Annotated in this window: 20 protein-coding genes; 10 read left to right on the top strand and 10 right to left on the bottom strand. The window is 73.7% G+C overall.

The features are described from left to right. Positions 1–5: 5 nt before the first annotated feature. Positions 6–689 (bottom strand): response regulator, encoded by a 684-nt coding sequence (locus ACIQF6_RS32440; RefSeq protein ID WP_400901492.1) that lies wholly within the window; start codon positions 687–689, stop codon positions 6–8. Beyond that, positions 686–1,912 carry a sensor histidine kinase gene (locus tag ACIQF6_RS32445; protein WP_400901494.1) on the bottom strand — a complete coding sequence of 409 codons (1,227 nt, stop codon included), beginning with the start codon at positions 1,910–1,912 and terminating at the stop codon, positions 686–688. The genes ACIQF6_RS32440 and ACIQF6_RS32445 overlap by 4 nt, the downstream gene beginning before the upstream one ends. Before the next feature lie 138 nt (positions 1,913–2,050). Here ACIQF6_RS32445 and ACIQF6_RS32450 point away from each other — a divergent pair, with 138 nt between their 5' ends. Then, positions 2,051–2,422 (top strand): DUF4190 domain-containing protein, encoded by a 372-nt coding sequence (locus ACIQF6_RS32450; protein ID WP_400901496.1) that lies wholly within the window; start codon positions 2,051–2,053, stop codon positions 2,420–2,422. Between the two features lie 9 nt (positions 2,423–2,431). Here the strand turns inward: ACIQF6_RS32450 and ACIQF6_RS32455 are convergent, their stop codons facing one another. The 4 genes from ACIQF6_RS32455 to ACIQF6_RS32470 all read right to left on the bottom strand — a co-directional run bounded on the left by ACIQF6_RS32455 (position 2,432) and on the right by ACIQF6_RS32470 (position 5,549). Then, on the bottom strand, positions 2,432–4,033 hold the full coding sequence (locus ACIQF6_RS32455) for an ABC-F family ATP-binding cassette domain-containing protein (protein ID WP_400901498.1): 1,602 nt from the start codon (positions 4,031–4,033) through the stop codon (positions 2,432–2,434). Between the two features lie 181 nt (positions 4,034–4,214). Further along, a complete protein-coding gene (locus ACIQF6_RS32460) occupies positions 4,215–4,529 on the bottom strand; it encodes a branched-chain amino acid transporter permease (RefSeq protein WP_400901500.1) in 315 nt (104 codons plus the stop codon). Beyond that, positions 4,522–5,211: an AzlC family ABC transporter permease gene (locus tag ACIQF6_RS32465; RefSeq protein ID WP_400901502.1), complete on the bottom strand. Its 690-nt coding sequence runs from the start codon at positions 5,209–5,211 to the stop codon at positions 4,522–4,524. Before ACIQF6_RS32465 ends, ACIQF6_RS32460 begins: the two co-directional genes overlap by 8 nt. Positions 5,212–5,270: 59 nt before the next feature. Next, positions 5,271–5,549, bottom strand: coding sequence for an HPr family phosphocarrier protein (locus ACIQF6_RS32470; RefSeq protein ID WP_400901504.1), 279 nt, complete (start codon positions 5,547–5,549; stop codon positions 5,271–5,273). 180 nt (positions 5,550–5,729) lie between these two features. Between ACIQF6_RS32470 and ACIQF6_RS32475 the strand changes: the two genes are divergently transcribed. The 5 genes from ACIQF6_RS32475 to ACIQF6_RS32495 all read left to right on the top strand — a co-directional run bounded on the left by ACIQF6_RS32475 (position 5,730) and on the right by ACIQF6_RS32495 (position 11,933). After that, complete coding sequence (locus ACIQF6_RS32475; protein WP_400901549.1) at positions 5,730–8,498, top strand: GNAT family N-acetyltransferase; 2,769 nt, start codon at positions 5,730–5,732, stop codon at positions 8,496–8,498. Between the two features lie 122 nt (positions 8,499–8,620). Further along, complete coding sequence (locus ACIQF6_RS32480; protein WP_043909865.1) at positions 8,621–9,205, top strand: DUF5998 family protein; 585 nt, start codon at positions 8,621–8,623, stop codon at positions 9,203–9,205. A 7-nt stretch (positions 9,206–9,212) separates the two neighbouring features. Continuing rightward, positions 9,213–10,373 carry an alkaline phosphatase family protein gene (locus ACIQF6_RS32485; RefSeq protein WP_400901507.1) on the top strand — a complete coding sequence of 387 codons (1,161 nt, stop codon included), beginning with the start codon at positions 9,213–9,215 and terminating at the stop codon, positions 10,371–10,373. Between the two features lie 46 nt (positions 10,374–10,419). Next, positions 10,420–11,067 carry a thymidine kinase gene (locus tag ACIQF6_RS32490; RefSeq protein ID WP_400901509.1) on the top strand — a complete coding sequence of 216 codons (648 nt, stop codon included), beginning with the start codon at positions 10,420–10,422 and terminating at the stop codon, positions 11,065–11,067. A gap of 35 nt (positions 11,068–11,102) precedes the next feature. After that, positions 11,103–11,933 (top strand): sulfurtransferase, encoded by an 831-nt coding sequence (locus ACIQF6_RS32495; RefSeq protein ID WP_400901510.1) that lies wholly within the window; start codon positions 11,103–11,105, stop codon positions 11,931–11,933. 253 nt (positions 11,934–12,186) lie between these two features. Here the strand turns inward: ACIQF6_RS32495 and sepH are convergent, their stop codons facing one another. Then, the gene (sepH, locus tag ACIQF6_RS32500; RefSeq protein WP_400901512.1) at positions 12,187–13,251 is read right to left on the bottom strand and encodes a septation protein SepH; all 1,065 of its coding nucleotides are present in this window, start codon (positions 13,249–13,251) and stop codon (positions 12,187–12,189) included. A gap of 437 nt (positions 13,252–13,688) precedes the next feature. Between sepH and ACIQF6_RS32505 the strand changes: the two genes are divergently transcribed. Then, positions 13,689–14,495, top strand: a complete 807-nt coding sequence (locus ACIQF6_RS32505; RefSeq protein WP_400901514.1) for a hypothetical protein — start codon at positions 13,689–13,691, stop codon at positions 14,493–14,495. Between the two features lie 24 nt (positions 14,496–14,519). On the opposite strand, the gene ACIQF6_RS32510 is transcribed toward ACIQF6_RS32505, so the two are convergent. Both ACIQF6_RS32510 and ACIQF6_RS32515 read right to left on the bottom strand, forming a co-directional pair. Beyond that, a complete protein-coding gene (locus ACIQF6_RS32510) occupies positions 14,520–15,821 on the bottom strand; it encodes a D-arabinono-1,4-lactone oxidase (RefSeq protein ID WP_400901516.1) in 1,302 nt (433 codons plus the stop codon). Between the two features lie 133 nt (positions 15,822–15,954). Beyond that, entirely contained in the window at positions 15,955–17,202 is a 1,248-nt protein-coding gene (locus ACIQF6_RS32515) for an MFS transporter (protein ID WP_400901518.1), read from the bottom strand. A gap of 175 nt (positions 17,203–17,377) precedes the next feature. On the opposite strand from ACIQF6_RS32515, the gene ACIQF6_RS32520 reads away from it, so the two are divergent. Together ACIQF6_RS32520 and ACIQF6_RS32525 are read left to right on the top strand one after the other, a co-directional pair. Beyond that, positions 17,378–18,514, top strand: a complete 1,137-nt coding sequence (locus ACIQF6_RS32520) for a ferrochelatase (protein ID WP_400901520.1) — start codon at positions 17,378–17,380, stop codon at positions 18,512–18,514. 11 nt (positions 18,515–18,525) lie between these two features. After that, the gene (locus ACIQF6_RS32525; protein WP_400901522.1) at positions 18,526–19,320 is read left to right on the top strand and encodes an inositol monophosphatase family protein; all 795 of its coding nucleotides are present in this window, start codon (positions 18,526–18,528) and stop codon (positions 19,318–19,320) included. 78 nt (positions 19,321–19,398) lie between these two features. On the opposite strand, the gene ACIQF6_RS32530 is transcribed toward ACIQF6_RS32525, so the two are convergent. After that, positions 19,399–19,584 (bottom strand): hypothetical protein, encoded by a 186-nt coding sequence (locus tag ACIQF6_RS32530; protein ID WP_380486965.1) that lies wholly within the window; start codon positions 19,582–19,584, stop codon positions 19,399–19,401. Between the two features lie 464 nt (positions 19,585–20,048). Between ACIQF6_RS32530 and ACIQF6_RS32535 the strand changes: the two genes are divergently transcribed. Next, positions 20,049–20,702 carry a response regulator transcription factor gene (locus ACIQF6_RS32535; protein WP_099903185.1) on the top strand — a complete coding sequence of 218 codons (654 nt, stop codon included), beginning with the start codon at positions 20,049–20,051 and terminating at the stop codon, positions 20,700–20,702. Positions 20,703–20,713 lie beyond the last annotated feature (11 nt).

The following is a 20,713-nucleotide window of genomic DNA, read 5'->3' on the forward strand; positions in this document are numbered from 1 at the left end:
GAGCGTCAGATCTCGGGTGGTGCCTGGAATCCGGGCACCACCAGCCCGGACTCGTACGCGATCACCACCGCGTGCGTCCGGTTCTGCGCGCCGAGCTTGGTCAGCACGTTCCCGACGTGCGTCTTCGCCGTCTCGGTGCTCACCGTGAGCACCTCGGCGATCTCCGGGTTGGACAGGCCGGTGGCCATCAGCCGCAGCACCTCCTCCTCCCGGCCGGTCAGCGCCGCCTGCGGCAGCGCCTCGGCCGAGCCGAGGGGGCGGGCGGTGACCATCCGGCGCAGCGCGGCCGGGAACAGGATCGCCTCACCCGCCGCGACCACCCGGACGGCCTCCGCGATCTGCCCGACCGGCAGCCGCTTGAGCACGAAACCGCTGGCCCCCGCGCCGAGCGCGGCGGTGACGTAGCCGTCGTTCTCGAAGGTGGTGATCATCACGACCTTCGGCGGGTCGGCGGCGCCGGCCAGCAGCTGCCGGGTGGCCTCGATCCCGTTGCAGCGCGGCATCCGGACGTCCATCAGCACCACATCGGGCCGCAGCCTTCGGGCCTGCTCGACCGCTTCGAGCCCGTCGCCGGCCTCACCGAGCACCGCGAGGCCCGGCTGCGCGGCGAGCAGCACGCGCAGGCCGCTGCGGGTGATGGCGTCGTCGTCCGCGATCAGCAGGGTCACGGGTGCGTCGGGGCCGGTCATGCCGACCACCGTACGGGCAGCCGGACCGCCAGCCGCCAGCGCCCCGGACCGTCCGGGCCGGCCTCGAACTCGCCGTTCAGCAGCCGGACCCGCTCGGCCAGCCCGGGCAGGCCGTGCCCGGAGGTCGGGAAGGGCCGGGAGCCGGCGGCCTTCGACGCGGACGTCCCGTTCACCACGGCGAGCTCCAGCAGCTCCCGTCCGGCGGCGACCCGGACCTCGACCGGCCCGCCCGCGCCGTGGCGCAGCGCGTTGGTCAGCCCCTCCTGGAGGATCCGGTACGCCGCCCGCGACAGCGTGCCCTGAAGCTTCGTCAACTCGCCGGACAGCTCCGGCTCCAGCACCGCGCCGGCGTGCCCCAGCCGCTCCAGCAGCTCGGGCAGGTCGGCCAGCGTCCGGGTGGGCGCGGCGCCGGGCTGCTCCTCGCGCAGCACGCCCAGCACGTAGTCGAGGTCCTCCAGTGCGGCGCGGGTGGACTCCTCGATGCTGCGCAGCGCGGCCCGCGCCGCCACCGGGTCGGCGGCCAGCACCTCGCCGGCCACCGCCGCCTGGATGGTGGCCGCGGTCAGCGTGTGCCCGATCGAGTCGTGCAACTCGTGGGCCAGCCGGTTGCGTTCGGCCAGCCGCCGCTCCCGCTGCGCGGACAGCGCCAGCCGCTCCGCCGCCGACGGACCGAGCAGCGGGGGTGCCAGCCGGCGCAGCACGCCCGCCACGGCCGCGCACACCACCGGGACCAGCAGCAGGCAGACCGCCGCGACCAGCCAGCTCCAGCCGCCGGTCGCCTGCACCGACCGGCCGGACCAGCTCAGCCGGGCCTCCCCGCCGAGCCAGTTGCCCGGCAGGCTCACCCCGGCGACGAGCAGCAGCAGGCAGCCCAGCCCGCCGAGCCAGCCCAGCGCCACCTGCCCCACCAGCCACAGCGGCGTCCGCCAGCGGCCACCGGCCGCCGGCCCGGCCGGCACCTCCGGCAGCGGCACCCCGAGCAGCCGGCGGGCGCCGGCCGTCAGCGCCCGCCGGGTGATCCGGGGCAGGCCCAGCGCGGCGACCAGCGCCGCCCAGACCAGGACGGTGACCGCCGCCCGGGCCTCGTACGGCGCCGAGCTCCAGACGGTCGCCGGTGCCACGGCGAGCGGCAGCAGCACGAGGCTCGCCGGTGCGGCGCAGAACGCGAACAGCGCACCGGAGTACGTGGAGCCGCGCAGCAGCGGCCGAAATCCCCAGGTCATGGGCGCAAGTATGGCCGGGCCGCCGGGTGCGGTCCTCCCCCGACCGGGGGAGCCGCAGTTCCCCTGTTCCCGCGATGTGCGAGTGCCGTCCGCACCGCCAGGATCGGACCCGGCCCGACCGACGAGAGGACGCCGACGATGAACACCCACCCGACGACCGCACCGAACCCGTACGCACCCCGCACCGACCGGAGGACGACGCCCGGCCCGGTGGTGGCCGCCGTGGTGGTCGGCACCGTCGCCCTGCTGACCTCCCCGGTGGTGGTGGGCGGCGCGCTCGGCGTGATCGGCCTGGTCGTCGGCCTGTTCGCGCTGCGCGCCGCCCGCCGGAGCGGCGCCGGCCGGGGCATGGCCCGGACCGGCAGCGCGCTGTCCGCCCTCGCCGTCGTGGTGGCCGTCGTGATGGCGGTCTTCGCCGTGTGGTTCGCGGACCGGACCCGGGACTGCTACCAGTACCGCGAGCCCGGCCAGTGGGTGCAGTGCGTCCAGCAGCAGTACGACCGCGGCTGACCCGCGGGGCTACCCGGCGGGCTGCACCTGCGTGCGGTAGCGGTCGTGCCACAGGTCCTCGTACGCCTCCGGGAGCAGCAGGACCCGGTCCGGCCGCAGTGCGTCGAGCGCCTCCGGGTCGTGGGTGACCATCACCATCGCGCCCGGGTACTCGGCGACCGCGCGCAGTACCTCGTCCCGGGACGCCGGGTCGAGGTTGTTGGTCGGCTCGTCCAGCAGCAGCACGTTGGCGCCCGAGTGCACCAGGCAGGCCAGGGCCAGCCGGGTCTTCTCGCCGCCGGAGAGCACCCCGGCCGGCTTCTCCACGTCGTCGCCGCGGAACAGGTACCCGCCGAGCACCGAGCGCACCTCGCTGTCCGTCAGCTTCGGCGCGGCGGCCGACAGGTGCGCGAACACGGTGCGGTCCGCGACCAGGGTGTCGTGCTCCTGCGCGAAGTAGCCCAGCCGCAGGCCCGGCCCCGCCACCGTCCGCCCGCCGTCCGGGAGTTCCCGGCCCGCGAGCAGCCGCAGCAGGGTGGTCTTGCCGGCCCCGTTCGGGCCCAGCACCACCAGCCGGCTGCCCCGGTCCACCGCCAGGTCCACCCCGCCCAGCACGCGGTGGCCGCGGTACGCCTTCGCCAGGCTGATCGCGCCCAGCGGGATCCGCCCGCACGGCGCGGGCTCCGGCAGCCGGATCCGCGCCGTCCGCTCGGCCCGGCGGAGCGGCTCCGTTCCCGCCAGCAGCCGGTCCGCGCGCCTGGCCATCGACTTCGCGGCCGACGCGGTGTTGCTGTTCGCCTTCATCCGCTCGGCCTGCGCGTGCAGGCTCGACGCCTTGCGCTCCGCGTTCGCCCGCTCCCGGGCGCGCCGCCGCTCGTCCGCCGCCCGCTGCGCCAGGTAGGCGGACCAGCCGGTGTTGTGCACGTCCAGCGCGGCCCGCTGCGGGTCCAGGTGGAACACCCGGTTCACGGTCGCGTCGATCAGCTCCAGGTCGTGGCTGATCAGCACCAGCCCGCCCCGGTGGGACGCCAGGAACCCGCGCAGCCAGGCGATCGACTCGGCGTCCAGGTGGTTGGTCGGCTCGTCCAGCAGCAGCGTGTCGTGCCCGGCGAACAGGATCCGGGCCAGCTCCACCCGGCGCTTCTGGCCGCCCGACAGGTCGCCCACGGGCTGCTCCAGCAGCCGCTCGGGCAGGCCGAGACCCGCCGCCACCCGGGCCGCCTCCGCCTGCGCGGCGTACCCGCCGCACTGCTCGAACGTGGCCTCGGCCCGGGCGTAGGCGCGCAGCGCCCGGTCGAGCGCGGCCCCTCCGGCCGTGGCCATCGCGGCCTCGGCCGTGCGCAGCGCCCGCTGCGCGTCGTCCATGCCGCGGGCGGACAGGATCCGCTCCAGCACCGGGGCGGCCGGGTCCGCGACGCGGGAGTCCTGCGGCAGGTACCCGGTCGAACCGGTCCGTGCGATCGTCCCGGCGGCCGGGTCGGCGAGGCCGGCCAGGGTGGAGAGCAGGGTGGTCTTCCCCGCGCCGTTGCGGCCGACCAGGCCGACCCGGTCGCCGGGGGCGAGGTGGAAAGAGATGTCGTGCAACAGCAGACGGGCGCCGATGCGCACGTCGAGACCACGAACGGTGATCATGAAAGGACGCTCCGAAACAGCAAGAGGACACACGGGTGGCGTGGAAGCTGGTCCTCTTGCTAGGAGATGCGGGGCGTCGACATGGGCCCGACGCTACGCCGCCGACCGGCCGGCCCGCACCCGAATTTCCGTTCCCGCAGGTCAGGGCAGGTCAGAGCGGGTCAGGGCAGGTCAGAGCGGGTCAGAGCAGGTGGAGCGCCAGGACGTAGGCGCCCGTCCCCGCGACGATCGACAGCAGGGCGTTGCGCCGCCACAGGTGCAGCCCGAGGGTCGCCAGCAGGCCGACAGCGGTCGGGCCCGCCCCGGACAGCGGGACGTTCCGTACGGTGTAGACGGTCAGGATCACCATCACGCCGGCCGGCATCGTCGCCGCCAGGAACCGCAGCAGGCCGGACTCCCGCAGCCGGCCCAGCAGCACGAACGGTGCGGCGCGCAGCAGCAGCGTCACCGCGAACATCACCAGCAGGCCGGCCAGCACGTACGGCCACTCAGGCACGACGCCCCCTCAGCCGGTAGCGGACGCTCAGCGCCGCGACGTACAACCCGAGGGCCACGACGAGGAGTTGGTCCTTCGCCAGCACCAGCGCGGCCAGCGCGGCCAGCAGCGCGAGAACGGGACCCGGAACGTCACGGGTGGCCCGCCAGCCGTCCACGGCGAGAACGGCGAACAGGGCGGTGAGCGCGAAGTCCAGCCCCCGGACGGTGCCCGGCAGCGCGGCGCCGAGAAGCGCGCCCGTCAGCCCGCCCAGCATCCAGTACGCCTGGCAGAACGCCTGGATCGCGACGATCCGGCGGCCCGTCAGCCCGGGGCGGGCGGCGGCCAGGGCGTACGCCTCGTCGGTCAGCGCGTAGACGCTGTACGCCTTCGCGGCCCGGCCGCGCACGTGGTGCAGCGGAAAGGAGAGGCCGTAGAAGACGTGCCGGAAGTTCACCAGGAAGGTGGTGACGGCGACGGATGCGAGGGGCGTGACCGCGAGGAGGAGGCCGATGGCCAGGAACTCCAGCGAGCCCGCGTAGATGAACGCCGAGAACACCGGCGCCCACCACCAGGCGAAGCCGCTCTGCACCAGCAGCACCCCGAACGCGACGCCCAGCGGGTACAGGCCGAGACCCACCCCGAGGGTGTCCGTTGCGGCGGATCTGACGGCGTGCGGGTCTTCGACTTCGGCTGTGATCACCACACGAGCCACAGTAGTGACAGAAACCAGGGGCTCGTGGGGGCACCTCCCCGGGGAAACTACGCCGCCGGGAGTTCGTCCAGGCCTTCCTGGACCATCTTCGCGACCCGGTCCAGCGCCGCGTCCGCGCCCTCCGCGTCGGCCGACAGGACGACGGCCTCGCCGCCCTCCGCGCCGAGGGCGAGCAGGCCGAGCATGGAGCCGGCGTTGACCGGGGTGCCGCCTTCCTTGGCGATGGTCATCGGGACGCCGGTGGAAGTGACGGCCTTGACGAAGATGGATGCGGGACGGGCGTGCAGGCCCTCGGCCCAACCGATGGTGACGCGGCGCTCAGCCATGAGAGGTGCCTTTCAGGTGGTGCAGGGTGGTGCAAGTGTTGTCTAGACCAGTGTTGCACGCCAGTGCACTCGCGGCCCGGGGCCAGCAGGCCCAGCGTGCCGTGCCCGGCCGGGCCGACGCCATCAGGCTCGCCGACGACTACTCTGACGACCGTGGAGCACGACACCGTCAAGCACGCCATGACGCGCGAAGAGGCCGAGCACGGTTATCCGCAGCACTGGGAGGCCGACGTCCTGCTGCGTGACGGCGGCACGGCCCGGATCAGACCGATCACCGCGGACGACGCGGACCGGCTGGTGGAGTTCTACGAGCAGGTCTCCGACCAGTCGAAGTACTTCCGCTTCTTCGCCCCGTACCCGCACCTGTCCGACAAGGACGTCCGCCGGTTCACCCACCACGACTACGTGAACCGGGTCGGCCTGGCGCTGGTGGTGCGGGACCGCTTCATCGCCACCGTCCGCTACGACCGGATCGACAAGGCGGGCATGCCGTCCACCACCGGCACGGACGCCGAGGTGGCCTTCCTGGTGCAGGACGCGCACCAGGGCAGGGGCATCGCCTCCGCGCTGCTGGAGCACATCGCGGCGGTCGCGCAGGAGCGCGGCATCCGCCGGTTCACCGCCGAAGTGCTGCCGGAGAACCGGAAGATGGTGAAGGTGTTCACCGACGCGGGCTACACCCAGCAGCGCAGCTTCGCCGACGGCGTGGTGCACCTGGAGTTCGACCTGGAGCCCACCGCCGCGTCGCTCGCGGTGATGCGGGCCCGTGAACACCGCGCCGAAGCCCGGTCCGTGCAGCGGCTGCTGACCCCCCGTTCGATCGCCGTGATCGGCGTCTCGCGCAACCCGCAGTCGGTCGGCCGGGCGCTGCTGCGCGACATCCGGGCGGGCTTCGACGGGCCGGTGTACGCGGTGAACCGCACCGCCGAGCCGGGCACGCCGCTGGACGGGGTGCCCACCCTGCGGTCGGTACTGGCCATCCCCGGCCCGGTCGACCTGGCGGTGATCGCGGTGCCCGAGCCCGCCGTCCCCGGCGTGGTCGCCGAGTGCGGCGCGCACGGCGTGCAGGGCCTGGTGGTGGTCACCGCCGGGTACGCCGAGACCGGCCCGGACGGGCGCGACCGGCAGCGCGAGCTGGTCCGGCAGGCCCGGGCCGCCGGCATGCGGGTGGTCGGCCCGAACGCCTTCGGCCTGATCAACACCGACCCCGAGCACCGCCTGAACGCCTCGCTCGCGCCCGTGCTGCCCGGCCGCGGACCGTTCGGCGTGTTCTGCCAGTCCGGCGCGATCGGCGTCGCCCTGCTGGAGGCCGCGCACCGGCGCGGCCTGGGCCTCTCCTCGTTCGCCTCGGTCGGCAACCGGGCCGACGTCTCCGGCAACGACCTGCTCCAGTACTGGGAGGAGGACGCCGCCACCGGCGTGGTGCTGCTGTACTTCGAGTCCTTCGGAAACCCGCGGAAGTTCACCCGGATCGCCCGCCGGCTGGCCGCCGCCAAACCGGTCGTGGTGCTCAAGGGCGCCCGGCACACCGGCAGCCTGCCGCCCGGCCACGCCGTCCAGCCCGCCGCCACCCGGCTGCGCGACGCCACCGTGGACGCGCTGTTCCAGCAGGCCGGCGTGATCCGGGTGGACACCATCACCGAACTCTTCGACACCGGCGAACTGCTGGCCGGCCAGCCGCTCCCGGCCGGCGGCCGGGTCGCCGTGGTCGGCAACTCCGACTCGCTCGGCCTGCTCACCTACGACACCTGCCTGAGCGCCGGCCTGCGCCCGCGCACCCCCGTCGACCTGACCACCGGCGCCAGCGGCGAGAACTTCCGGATCGCCCTGGACACCGCGCTCAGCGACCCGAAGGTCGACGCGGTGATCGCCGTCGCCATCCCGCCGATCGGCGTGCTGGGCCCCGACGCGGCGCCCGAACTGGTCGAGGACGCCCCGGAGATCGCCCAGGCGCTGCTGGACGCCGCCGAACGCGGCCGCGAACTCGGCAAGCCGCTGCTCCTCGCCCACCTGGCGCTCCCCGCCCTGGTCGACCGGCTGCGGGCCGGGGGAGTGCCCGCCTACCCGGCCCCCGAACGCGCCGTCCACGCACTCGCCGACGCCGTGCGCTACGCCAAGTGGCGACGCCGCAGCGCCGAGGCCGAGCAGACCGCCCGGGTCCCCGAACTGGAAGGCGTGGACGAGGCCGCCGCCCGCGCCCTGGTCGAACAGGCGCTGGGCAGCCGCGAGGCGGTCGCCGCCCGACTGCAGCCCGGCGGGGCCCGGGTCACCCTGCCCGACCGGGACGCCGCCGCGCTGCTCGCCCACTACGGCATCGCGGTCAGCCCGACGCTCGCCGCGCCCGACGAGAGCAGCGCCGTCAAGGCGGCGGACACGCTCGGCTACCCCGTTGCGCTGAAAGCCACCGCCGAACACCTGCGCCACCGGCCCGACCTCGGCAGCGTCCGGCTCGACCTCACCACCGAGGCCGAGCTGCGCCGCGCCCACCGCGAACTGGACGCCCTGCTCGGCGGCGCCGCGCAGGCGGAGCTGGTGGTGCAGCGGCTCGCCCCGCGCGGCGTGGACACCGTGATCGGCGCCGCCGTCGACCCGGCGGTCGGCACCATCCTGTCCTTCGGCCTGGCCGGCGCCCCCGCCGAACTGCTCGGCGACGTCGCCCACCGCCTGGTCCCGGCCACCGACCGGGACGTCGCCGAACTGATCCGGGAGGTCCGGGCCGCCCCGCTGCTGTTCGGCTGGCGCGGCGCGGAGGCGGTGGACACCGCCGCCCTGGAGGAGCTGCTGCTGCGGGTCTCCCGCCTGGTCGACGACCTGCCAGAGATCGCCACCGTGGACCTGGAGCCCGTGGTGGTCGCCCCGCACGGCCTGACCGTGCTCGGCGCCCGGGTGCGAATCGCCCCGCTGCCGGTCCGCACCGATCTGGGACCGCGCGCCATGAGCACGCTGTAATCTTGCGTGGTTGCCCGCCCGGCAGGAGCGGACGACCCCCGGGCCCGACAGCAGGACGACGGGCCCGGAGACCCCGGCGCAGTGCCACCCGCCGGACCGGCGGGACATGCCAGGATGGAGATATGGCGAAGACCGGTACCACCACGCAGGACCTGCGGTCCGCGATCGAGCGCAGCGGCTACTACCCGGCGCTGGTCTCCGAGGCGGTGGAGTCCGCGGTGGGCCCCGAGCCGATCAGCTCGTACCTGGTGCACCAGGAGACCACCTTCGACGCGAACGAGGTCCGCCGGCACGTCACCGTGCTGGTGCTCACCCCGTCCCGCTTCGTGGTCAGCCACACCGACGAGCAGAACGGCGACGCGGCCACGCCCGTGCCGTACGCCACCACCTCCACCGAGACGGTCCGGCTGGACCGGATCAACTCCGTGGTGATCAGCCGCATGGTCGCCAACCCGGAGACGTACACCCCCGGCACCCTGCCCCGCGAGGTCGTCCTCACCATCGGCTGGGGCGCCGTGCAGCGCCTCGACCTGGAGCCGGCCGGCTGCTCCGACCCCAACTGCGAGGCGGACCACGGCTACACCGGCTCCGCCACCGCCGACGACCTGTCGCTGCGGGTGAGTGAGGCCGGGGACGGTCCGGAGACGGTCGCCCAGGCGCTGGTCTTCGCCCGGGCGCTGTCCGAAGCGACCGTGGCCAACGGCTGAGCCCGGTATGCATCACGGCTACGACTCGTTCCATCCGCTCGACCCGGCCGACGCGCCCGCGCCGCGCTACGGCTGCGCCGCCCTCTCCGACCTGCTGCCGACCCTGGCGGCGGGCCTCGGCGTGCCCGGCTACCGCGCCACGCTGCCGCTGGAGCCCGCCGACCGGGTGTGCGTCTTCCTGGTGGACGGCCTCGGCTGGGAGCTGATCCGCCGTCACCCCGACTGGGCGCCGTTCCTCAACTCGCTGACGGCCGCCGGTGAGCCGATCACCGCCGGGTTCCCGTCCACCACCGCCACCTCGCTGGCCTCCGTCGGCACCGGCCTGCCGCCGGGGCAGCACGGCCTGGCCGGATACACGGTGGCGATCCCCGGCCGCCGGCAGCTGATGAACCAGCTGCGCTGGCAGCCGCCGGTGGACCCGCACGGCTGGCAGCCCTACCCGACCGTCTTCGAGCAGGCGCACCTGGCGGGGGTGGCCACCGCCCAGGTGTCCTCCCCGCTGTTCGCCACCACCCCGCTCACCCAGGTCGCGCTGTCCGGCGGCACCTTCCTCGGCCGCACCACCGGCGAGGAGCGGATGGACCGGGCCGCCGCCTGGCTGGCCGAGCACGACCGCGCCCTGGTCTACACGTACCTGAGCGAACTCGACGCCGCCGGGCACCGGTTCGGCGTCGACTCCGACGAGTGGCGGCTCACCCTGTCCACCGTCGACCGGCTGGCCCGGCGGCTCGCCGAACAGCTCCCGCCGCGCTCCGCCCTCTACGTCACCGCCGACCACGGCATGATCGACGTCACCCCGGAGAACCGGATCGACTTCGACGAGGACTGGGAGCTCTCGGCCGGCGTCGCCCTGCTCGGCGGCGAGGGCCGCGCCCGCCACGTGTACGCCCACCCCGGTGCGGCCGGCGACGTGCACGCGGTGTGGAGCGAGGTGCTCGGCGAGCAGATGTGGGTCGCCACCCGCGACCAGGCCATCGCCGCGGGCTGGTTCGGCCCCGAGGTGGACGAGCGGGTCTACCACCGGATCGGCGACGTGGTGGCCGCCGCCCGCGACGACATCGCGATCATCGCCAGCCGCAACGAGCCCGGCGAGTCCCAGATGGTCGGCCTGCACGGCTCGATGACCCCCGTCGAACAACTCGTCCCGCTGCTCGAAGTCCGTGGCTGAGACCGGCCCGTCAACCACCCAAGCCCGAAAGGCTGACGCTCCACCCATGGCTGAACTGGTGTTCTTCTCGGGCACGATGGACTGCGGCAAGTCGACGCTCGCCCTCCAGATGGACCACAACCACACCGCCCGCGGCCGGCAGGGCATCATCTTCACCCGCCACGACCGGGCCGGCGCCGCCACCATCTCCAGCCGGCTCGGCCTGCGCGCCGACGCGGTCGAGGTCGGCGACAGCTTCGACTTCCAGGCGTACGTGGTCAACCTGCTCTCCGCCGGCGGCAAGGTCGACTACCTGATCTGCGACGAAGCACAGTTCTTCTCCGCCGGGCAGATCGACCAACTCGCCCGCATCGTGGACGAGTTGGGCATCGACGTGTTCACCTTCGGGATCACCACCGACTTCCGCACCAAGCTGTTCCCCGGCTCCCAGCGGCTGATCGAACTCGCCGACCGGGTCGAGGTCCTCCAGGTCGAGGCACTCTGCTGGTGCGGCGCCCGCGCCACCCACAACGCCCGCACCGTCGGCGGCGTCATGGTGGTCGAAGGCGCGCAGGTCGTGGTCGGCGACGTCGCCGTCAACGAGGACGAGATCGGCTACGAGGTGCTCTGCCGCCGCCACCACCGCCGCCGGCTCACCGCAGCCACCGCGAGGGCCGCCGTGCTCTCCCCGGACGTTCTCCCGTTCGAGGGCTGACACACCGTCACACCGGTTGCCGCCACAATGGCAGCATGACCTCGCCGCTGATCACCGCCGCCGAACTGGCCGCCGCGCTCGACTCCCCGCACCCGCCGGTACTGCTCGACATCCGCTGGCAGCTCGGCGGCCCGCCCGGCGCCGAGGCGTACGCCGAGGGCCACCTGCCCGGCGCGCACTACCTCGACCTCGACCATGAACTCGCCGACCCGCCCGGCCCCGCCGGCCGCCACCCGCTGCCCGCGACCGAACGCCTCACCGCCGCACTCCGCCGGGCCGGCGTCACCACGACGCGACCCGTGGTCGCCTACGACGCCGGCCCCTCGCTCTCCGCCGCCCGCGCCTGGTGGCTGCTCCGCTGGGCCGGCCACCCCGACGTCAAGGTCCTCGACGGCGGCCTCGCCGGATGGCTCGCCGCCGGGAACGCGCTCAGCACCGGGACGCCCGCTTCCGGCGACGGCGACTTCACCGTCGACCCCGGCCACCTGCCCACCGTCGACGCCACCGGCGCCGCCGAACTCGCCCGCACCGGACTCCTGTTGGACGCGAGGGCCGGCGAACGCTACCGCGGCGAGACCGAGCCCATCGACCCCCGGGCCGGCCACATCCCCGGCGCGACCTCCGCCCCCACGACAGAGAATCTCGCAACGGACGGCCGCTTCCTCCCCCCGGCGGACCTCGCCGCACGCTTCGCCGCCCTCGGCGTCACCGACCCCTCGACCACCGCCGTCTACTGCGGCTCCGGCGTCACCGCCGCACACCAACTCCTCGCCCTGGAACTCGCGGGCCACCAGGGCGCCGCGCTCTATCCGGGCTCCTGGAGCGAATGGTCCGCGAACCCGGAAAACCCTGTCGCCGTGGGATGAACAATCAGGGGCCCGGGGGTGCGAAACCAGGGGCTCGTGGGTGCGAAACCAGGGGCCCGGGGAACGGCGGCGTCCTGTTGCCGGCGGCCGGAGACAGCGGTTGGTCATGGCTGCGGCGGGCCTAAGGACAGGGGCCCGAAACCACGGAACCTCTCTGCGCCCTGTTGACCACCCGCAGACTCGACCCCGCCGTTCTCCCCCCAGCCTTGGCGGGCTGGGAGGTGCCCCCACGAGCCCCTGGCGGGGCTCGAAGTTACTCCGGCTTCTTGCGCCGCGACCCGAACACGATCTCGTCCCAACTCGGCACCGTCGCCCGCCGACCGGGTCGGACGCCGTCCGCCTCGGCCTGGCGGTCGGTCGCGCCGACCATCCGGTCGCGGTGCGGGGAGACCGACCGCGGCATCAGGATGTCGGCGTAGGCGGAGCCTGCGCCGACGCTCGCCGCAGGCGCACTCGCGGGTTCCTCGATCTCCTCGGGCTCCTCCGTGACCGTCGTCTCCACGCTCGGCCCGACCGGCGTCAGGTCTCCGCGGTAGGAGGGGACGACGTCCAACAGGCTGGTGAGGGAGTCCCGTTCGGGGGAGACCGCGGCGACCGCCTCGCGGTGCATGATGCGGTCGGCGGACGGGCGCTCGATCATCGGGCGGGTCGGGCGCTCGTGGGGGAGCCGGGCGATCCGCGGGATGAACGGGAAGACCGAGTCCTCCTCGCGTTCCACGTTCTCGCCGATCAGCGCGCGCGCCTCGTCGTCGTTGGGCTGCACCAGCCGCCGCGGCGGGTCGTACGACCAGGCGGCACGCCGGTGTTCGCCCTCGGCACGGTAGACGAGGATGACTTCCCAGGTGCCGTCGTCGCGGCGGTAGGAGTCCCAGCGTTCGGTGTCCTTCTCGGCGCCGCGCAGCGCGAGCCGCTCGGCGACGGCTTCGCCGAGCTGGGGGCCGGTGGACTCGCCGTGGCGGCGGATCGCCGTCTTGCGGGCCCGTTCGGCCATGAAGGCACGCTCCGCCAGCACCGGACCCTCGAAGCGGCGCACGCGGTCGACCGAGATGCCGGCGGCCTGGGCGACCTCCTCAGCGGAGGCACCGGCTCGTATCCGCGCCTGGATGTCGCGCGGGCGGAGGTGGCTCTCCACCTCGATCTCGATCTGGCCGAGCCGCGGCCGGTCACCCCGGACGGCAGCGCGCAGCCGCTCGTCGATCGGAAGGGTGTACTCCGTGCTGTCGGCAGCCTTGAGCACCAGCCGTGTGCCGTCGTTGCTGACGGCCACGACGCGCAGTTCGGGCACGGTTACCTCCCGGGTGGTGCCTGCCGACGTCACCTGCGTCGCTGCTCCCGTACTGAGTGTGGCCTGCCCGCTGGCGAGTGGCCACAACCTTGCAGAGTTACCCGGCGTGTCGGGCTTTCACCCGGGCGCGCCGCTGTGGCACGGTTGCCTGTTTGCCACGTCGTCGTCGACATCGCACCCGGGCACCCGGGCCGTCGTCTGACGCAGTGTCGACAGGCGGGACCGAAGGCTCAGGCTCCACGAACAGTACTCCATTCGTGGCATCCGGAGGGGCGGCTCGCCGCTCAAGTCTCCCGCGAATCATCGGAATCTCAAGAGTGCGCACCCCATAGGACGACCGATGGTCGGTGGACGGTGATCATCTTCACATATATCGACCGGGAGGAACCGGATTTTCGACCCTTGTGTCCTTCTTTGGGCAAGATGGAGAGACTTGTTCGAAATTCCGACACGCCGACCGAGGGACCTGGATGCCGCAGCAGAGGGAGCAGTTCGCGCACGGAGCGGCCCAGGGCGACCAGAAGTCCGAGCGCAAGCGGCTGGACCTGACGGTCACTCAGGTCGCGGCGAGCGCGCTGGCGACGGTGGTCGGTGCGGTGCTCGCCTCGGAACTCGGAGTGTACGGAACGATACTCGGCGCGGCCGTCGTCTCGGTGGGGGCGACGACCGGAAGCGCGGTCTTCCAGCACCTGTTCAAACGCACCGGGGAACGACTGCGCAATCGCGGAGGCGAATCCGCGCCCGCCGAGTCTCTCCGGCCGGCCGCGGCGGGCGGAATCAGCCAGGACTGGAACGAGCCGCAGCTGCTGCGGGCGAAACGCCGCTGGACCTGGAAGTCCTACACGGCGGTATCCGCACTGGTGTTCGTTATTGCGATGGTGCCGATCCTCACGGTGGAACTCGCCACCGGAAAACCGCTGCACAACATCACCACCGGCCAGGACGGCAGCGGCACTTCGTTCAACCCGTCCCGCCCGTCCGGCGGCGGTGGCCAGCGCGGCGAGGACGGCGGCAAGGGCGACCGGCAGCAGCAGCCCGCCCCGACGCAGTCGCCGAGCAGCGAGCCGTCCCGGCACGGGCCCGGCGACCTTCCGTCGTCCGGGAGCTCCGGCTCGCCCGCGCCCAGCACCTCGGCCCAGCCGTCCGGCCGGCCGCAGCCGAGCACCTCGCCCGGCGCGGGCGGCTCCCCGGCGGCCACCGGGGAGGCCCACCCGGCCCCCGCCGGGGGCGACACCGCCGGGCCGGACGCCGCGCCCGGCGCGGAGAAGACCGGCTGACGGTCGGTCAGGTGCTGCGGTCGGTCAGGCGCCGAGCACCCGGCGCAGGTAGGCGTTGGCGAACCGGCGTTCCGGGTCGACCCGGTCGCGCAGTGCGGTGAAGTCGCCGAAGTGCGGGTAGACGGTCGACAGGTACTCGGCGTCCCGGGTGTGCAGCTTGCCCCAGTGCGGGCGGCCCTGATGGGCCGTCATCAGCTTCTCCACCTCGGTGAAGTAGGCCAGTTCGCGGGTGCCCCGGTACAGGTGGACGGCGATGTACACGCTGTCCCGGCCGTTCGCGGTGGACAGCCACAGGTCGTCCGCCGGGGCCACCCGGACCTCGACGGGGAAGCTGATCCGCCAGTCGGAGCGCTCCACCAGCGCCTTCAGCTCGCGCAGCACGGTGGTGGCCGCCTCGCGCGGCACCGCGTACTCCATCTCGACGAAGCGGACCTTCCGGGGGCTGGTGTAGACCTTGTACGCCTGGTCCGTGAAGCGGCGCTCCGACCAGGCGCGGCTGGCGATCCGGGCGATGGTCGGTATCGAGCCGGGGAACGCCCGGCCCACCCGGCAGGCGCCCTCCCAAACCGTGTTGGAGACGAAGTCGTCGTCCAGCCAGGCCTTGAACTTCGGCAGCGGGGCGGCCGGGCCCTGGCTGCGGTTGTTGCGCTTGGTCGAGCAGCGGTCGGTGTGCGGGAACCAGTAGAACTCGAAGTGCTCGTTGACGGCGGTCAGTTCGTCGAAGTCGGCGAGCACCTCGTCGAAGCCGGCCGGCTTCTCGTGCGCGCGGAGCAGGAACATCGGCTCCACCGCGAAGGTCAGCGCGCTGATCACGCCCAGCGCGCCCAGGCCGAGCCGGGCGCCCTGGAAGAGCTCGGGGTTCTCGGTGGCGGAGCAGGTCTGCACCGAGCCGTCGGCGAGGACGATCTCCACCGCCCGGATCTGCACGGCCAGCGAGCCGGAGTCCCGGCCGGTGCCGTGGGTGCCGGTGCTGGTGGCGCCGGCCACCGTCTGCACCTCGATGTCGCCCATGTTGGTCAGCGACAGGCCGGCCGCCGCCAGCAGCCGGTTCAGCCGGTGCAGCGGCAGGCCCGACTCGACGGTGACGGTGCCGGCCGCGCGGTCGATCCCGCGCACGGCGGTCAGCCGGTCCGGGCGCACCATCACGGCGTCGCCGGCTGCGGCGATCGCGGTGAACGAGTGGCCGGAGCCGACCGCCTTCACGGGGCGGTCGGCCTCGGCGGCCGCCTTGATCACCGCGGCCAGTTCCTCGACCGAGCCCGGCGCCGTCACCTGCGCGGGCCGCGCGCTCTGGTTCCCCGCCCAGTTCCGCCAGACCTCGGTCATCTCCAGAGCCCTCCCGCTCGCGTGTCCCGCCTGCCGGATCTACCGGTGGGTGGGGGGAGCGTAGCCACTGGCTCGCGCGCGGGTCCATGGTCCCGAGGACCCAACATGAGGAAGGCTCACATCGGGCCGGGGGTCAGGAGGCGACGGCCGCCGGCACCGCCACCTGCTCGGCGGCGGTCAGCTGGTGGCGCAGCCGGGACATGCCGACGTACGCGGCGAGCGCCCCGAGGCCCGCGGCGGCGACCGGCACCCAGTACCCGTCGGCCGCGCCGTGGGAGTCCACCACCAGGCCGGCCGCGGAGGAGCCGAACGCCACGCCGAGCGCCATGCCGGTGGTGGTCCAGGTCATGCCCTCGGTCAGCTGGGCGGCCGGGACCAGGCGCTCGACCAGCGCCATCGCGGTGATCAGGGTCGGCGAGATGGCCAGCCCCGAGAGGAACAGCGCGGTGCCGACGCCGACCAGCGCGGCGGTGCCGTGCATCAGCTGGGCGGCCAGGATCAGCGGCACCATGCCGACGGCCATCACCGTCACCCCGATCAGGAAGCGGCGGGCCATCGAACCGGCCAGCTTCAGGGTGCCGAACACCGCGCCGGCCAGGCAGGAGCCGAGCGCGTAGACGGCGAGCACCGGGCCGGAGGCGCCGGTGTGCTGCTGGGCCTTGGCGAACGCGACGGTGACCACCTCGACCGAGCCGAACACACCGCCGGTGGCGACCAGCGTCAGCACCAGGATCTGCAGGCCCCGGTTGGCGATCACGCTGGGCCCGGCCTGGTGCGCGGCCGGATGCACCGGCGGCTCGGTGCGCCGCTGGCCGGTGAACAGCAGGACGCCGACCACCAGGAAGACCGCGGCCAGCAGCACGCCGGACTCGGGGAACACGGTGGTGGCCAGCGAGACCGCGAGGATCGGGCCGACGATGAAGCAGATCTCGTCCGCGACCGCCTCGAAGGAGTACGCGGTGTGCAGCTTCGGCGGCTCGTTCCGGTACAGCTGGGCCCAGCGGGCGCGGACCATCGACCCGGTGCTCGGCATCACGCCCATGCCCGCCGCGAACACGAACAGCGTCCAGTCCGGCAGGCCGGTCCGGGCGCCGAGCAGCAGGCCCGCCGCCGCCAGCACGGTGGCCAGGGTGGCGGGCAGCGCGATCCGGCGCTGGCCGTGTCGGTCGACCAGCCGGGAGATCCACGGGCCGAGGATCGCGGCGGAGACCGCGAGGGTGGCGGACAGCGCGCTGCCGAGCCAGAAGGTGCCCTTCATCTCGGCGAGCATGGTGACGGTGCCGATGCCCGTCATCGAGATCGGCAGGCGGGCGATCAGCCCGGAGGAGGAGAAGGCCAGACTGCCGGGGGCGGCGAATATCTGGCGGTAGCTGGACAGCACGGGGTGGCTCCGTCGGACGGGGTGCGGCACTGGGCGGGGAGATAGGCGTAAGGCACAACTATCGCTCACACAGCTTACGAACCGTGATCCATCGCCCGCACCCGGGATATTCCGGACACCGTGCCGCCGCCATCCGTGCACCGGCCCCGCCGCCACGGGTGGCAGGATCGGAGCCATGTCCGACACGCGCACCCTCACCGACCCCGCGCCGTACGACGCGCTGCTGCTGCTGTCCTTCGGCGGACCGGAGGGCCCCGAGGACGTGGTGCCCTTCCTGGAGAACGTCACCCGGGGACGCGGCATCCCGAAGGAACGCCTGACCGAGGTCGGCAAGCACTACTTCCTGTTCGGCGGGGTCAGCCCGATCAACGAGCAGAACCGCGAGCTGCTGGCCGCGCTCCGCAAGGACTTCGCCGACCACGGCCTCGACCTGCCGGTCCACTGGGGCAACCGGAACTGGGCCCCGTACCTGGTCGACACGCTGCGGGAGATCGCCGACGCCGGGCACCGCCGGGTACTGGTGCTGGCCACCAGCGCCTACGCGGGCTACTCCGGCTGCCGGCAGTACCGGGAGAACCTGGCCGACGCGCTGGCCCGGCTCGCCGCCGAGGGCCGGCCCGAGCTGACCGTCGACAAGCTGCGGCACTTCTACAACCACCCGGGCTTCGTGCAGCCGATGATCGACGCCACCCTCGCCGCCCTCGACCGGCTCCCGGACGGCGCCCGGGAGACCGCCCGGCTGGCGTTCACCACGCACTCGATCCCGACCGCCATGGCGGAGACCTCCGGCGCCCCCGACGACCCGGCCCGCGGCACCCCGGGCGGCGCCTACGTCGCCCAGCACCTGGACGTCGCCCGGCTGATCGCCGACGCGGTCGCCGAACGCACCGGCGTCGCCGACCGCCCCTGGCAGCTGGTCTACCAGAGCCGCAGCGGCGCCCCGCACATCCCGTGGCTGGAGCCGGACATCTGCGACCACCTGGAGGCCCAGCACGCCGACGGCGCCGCGGCCGTGGTGATGGTGCCGATCGGCTTCGTCTCCGACCACATGGAGGTCAAGTACGACCTGGACACCGAGGCGGTGGCGAAGGCCGCCGAACTCGGCCTGCCGGTCGCCCGGGCCGCCACCGTCGGCGCCGACCCGCGGTTCGCCGCCGCCGTCCGCGAGCTCGTCCTGGAACGGGCCGCGGTCGGGCGCGGCGAGCCGGTCACCCGCTGCGCGCTCGGCGCCCTCGGCCCCAGCCACGACCTGTGCGCCACCGCCTGCTGCCCCAACCCGCGCGCCCCCCGCCCCGCCGCCGCCGAAGCCTGAAGGATCGAAACGTGGAACTCCTGGACGACCTGCTCGCCATCGCCGTCGAAGCCGCCACCCGGGCCGGCGAGCTGCTCCGTGACGGCCGGCCCGAGGACCTCGGGGTGGCCGCCACCAAGAGCAGCCCGGTGGACGTGGTGACCGAGATGGACCTGGCCTCCGAGAAGCTGGTGCTGGAACTGATCTCGGCCCGCCGCCCCGACGACGGCTACCTCGGCGAGGAGGGCGCCGACCGCCCCGGCACCAGCGGGGTGCGCTGGGTGGTCGACCCGCTCGACGGAACCGTCAACTACCTTTACGGGATTCCCTCCTGGGCCGTCAGCGTGGCCGCCGAACTGGACGGCGAAGCGGTGGTCGGCGTGGTCGCGGTGCCCGCCCGGGGCGAACTGTTCCAGGCGGTGCGCGGCCGCGGCGCCCAGCTGAACGGCCGCCGGCTCGCGGTCCGCCCGCCCGCGGTCTGGGGCCAGGCGCTGGTGGCGACCGGCTTCGGCTACCTGCGCGAGCGGCGCGTCCACCAGGCCGAGGTGCTGCACGCACTGATGGGCGAGGTCCGCGACGTCCGCCGGGCCGGCGCCGCCGCCGTCGACCTGTGCGACCTGGCCGCCGGCCGCTTCGACGGCTACTTCGAGCGCGGCCTGGCCCCCTGGGACCGGGCGGCCGGCGTACTGATCGCCCAGGAGGCCGGCGCGCTCACCGGCTCCCGCCCCGGCCTGCCCGCGGACGGCGAACTCACCGTCGCCGCCCCGCCCGGCGTGTTCGAGCCGCTGCAGGCCCGGTTGGAGGAACTCGGCGCCTGGCACGACTGAGCACCCGGCACGCCCGACAGCGAAAAGCCCCGGCACGGGTGACCGTGCCAGGGCTCGCTGGTGCTTCGAAGGAAGGGATCAGGCGGCGGAGCGATGCGATCCGAGCATCGGGTCCACGCCGTGTTCGGCGGCGAGACGCTGGAGGTCCTCCAGCTCGGACTGCTCGACCTCGGCCAGGAACTCGTCCCCGGATTCGATCGCGCGGTGCAGATCCTGCTCGGCGTTCTTGATCCGCTGAAGGATTCCGGCGGTGAAGGCGTCCATACGGGCCCCCTTTTCCTGTGTCGGACGGGCACGGTCCGAGCAACCCCCCGGCACGGAATCGGATGAACCCCGGACGGGCACCCGACGACCGGTGCAGGATCCGGTCGGGTGCTCGGGCGGCGCGTGGGCCGCGACCCGGTGGCTCTCGATCCCAGGCCGGTGCGGATGGGGCACTCGGCGGGTGGTGGCCGTGAAAACGCCGCTGGGCGGCATCACGGTGTGCACGTGTCCTCCCCACCCCTCGGGTCGGGAAACCTCAACTCGTCGGAAAGTTGCCCGAGTCACAGTCCAAGGGGCATCCGGAGCCTCCGGTTTCGCCGTCGGCGCACCGGACTTACGACTGCTTTACCGCGCGACCAGGCAGGATGGAGGCACCGTCGGATCCGCATGCCCGGATCCGCGCCCGGCGCACCACGGCCCGCACGGGCAGCACGGCCTGGGCCGCCAGGAGAAGGGAAACCACCGTGCGGGTACTCGTCGTCGAGGACGAGCAGCTGCTCGCCGAGGCCGTCGCCACCGGTCTGCGCCGGGAGGCCATGGCGGTCGACGTCGTCTACGACGGGGAGGCCGCGTTGCAGCGGATCGCCGTGAACGACTACGACGTGGTGGTGCTCGACCGGGACCTCCCACTGGTGCACGGCGACGACGTCTGCCGGCGCATCGTCGAGCAGGGCCTGGCCACCCGGGTGATCATGCTGACCGCCTCCGGCGACATCAGCGACCGCGTCGAGGGCCTGGAGATCGGCGCCGACGACTACCTCCCCAAGCCGTTCGCGTTCAGTGAGCTGGTCGCCCGCGTCCGCGCCCTGGGCCGGCGCGCCACCGTCCCGCTGCCCCCCGTGCTGGAGCGCGCCGGGATCAGCCTCGATCCGGGCCGCCGCGAGGTGATCAGGGACGGCAAGCCCGTCCAGCTCGCCCCCAAGGAGTTCGCCGTGCTGGAGGTCCTGATGCGGGCCGGCGGCGCCGTGGTCTCCGCCGAGCAGCTGCTGGAGAAGGCCTGGGACGAGCACACCGACCCGTTCACCAACGTGGTCCGGGTCACCGTGATGACGCTGCGCCGCAAGCTCGGCGACCCGCCGGTGATCGTCACCGTCCCCGGCTCCGGCTACCGGGTCTGACCCGCCCCGCC

The organism is Kitasatospora sp. NPDC092948, assembly GCF_044754805.1.
In the GTDB taxonomy this organism is placed as follows: domain Bacteria; phylum Actinomycetota; class Actinomycetes; order Streptomycetales; family Streptomycetaceae; genus Kitasatospora.

Coding starts and splice junctions, on each gene's coding strand:
- ACIQF6_RS32440 (WP_400901492.1), bottom strand. CDS start 689: ATGACCGGCCCCGACGCACCCGTGACCCTGCTGATCGCGGACGACGAC.
- ACIQF6_RS32445 (WP_400901494.1), bottom strand. CDS start 1,912: ATGACCTGGGGATTTCGGCCGCTGCTGCGCGGCTCCACGTACTCCGGT.
- ACIQF6_RS32450 (WP_400901496.1), top strand. CDS start 2,051: ATGAACACCCACCCGACGACCGCACCGAACCCGTACGCACCCCGCACC.
- ACIQF6_RS32455 (WP_400901498.1), bottom strand. CDS start 4,033: ATGATCACCGTTCGTGGTCTCGACGTGCGCATCGGCGCCCGTCTGCTG.
- ACIQF6_RS32470 (WP_400901504.1), bottom strand. CDS start 5,549: ATGGCTGAGCGCCGCGTCACCATCGGTTGGGCCGAGGGCCTGCACGCC.
- ACIQF6_RS32475 (WP_400901549.1), top strand. CDS start 5,730: ATGACGCGCGAAGAGGCCGAGCACGGTTATCCGCAGCACTGGGAGGCC.
- ACIQF6_RS32480 (WP_043909865.1), top strand. CDS start 8,621: ATGGCGAAGACCGGTACCACCACGCAGGACCTGCGGTCCGCGATCGAG.
- ACIQF6_RS32485 (WP_400901507.1), top strand. CDS start 9,213: ATGCATCACGGCTACGACTCGTTCCATCCGCTCGACCCGGCCGACGCG.
- ACIQF6_RS32490 (WP_400901509.1), top strand. CDS start 10,420: ATGGCTGAACTGGTGTTCTTCTCGGGCACGATGGACTGCGGCAAGTCG.
- ACIQF6_RS32495 (WP_400901510.1), top strand. CDS start 11,103: ATGACCTCGCCGCTGATCACCGCCGCCGAACTGGCCGCCGCGCTCGAC.
- ACIQF6_RS32505 (WP_400901514.1), top strand. CDS start 13,689: ATGCCGCAGCAGAGGGAGCAGTTCGCGCACGGAGCGGCCCAGGGCGAC.
- ACIQF6_RS32510 (WP_400901516.1), bottom strand. CDS start 15,821: ATGACCGAGGTCTGGCGGAACTGGGCGGGGAACCAGAGCGCGCGGCCC.
- ACIQF6_RS32520 (WP_400901520.1), top strand. CDS start 17,378: ATGTCCGACACGCGCACCCTCACCGACCCCGCGCCGTACGACGCGCTG.
- ACIQF6_RS32530 (WP_380486965.1), bottom strand. CDS start 19,584: ATGGACGCCTTCACCGCCGGAATCCTTCAGCGGATCAAGAACGCCGAG.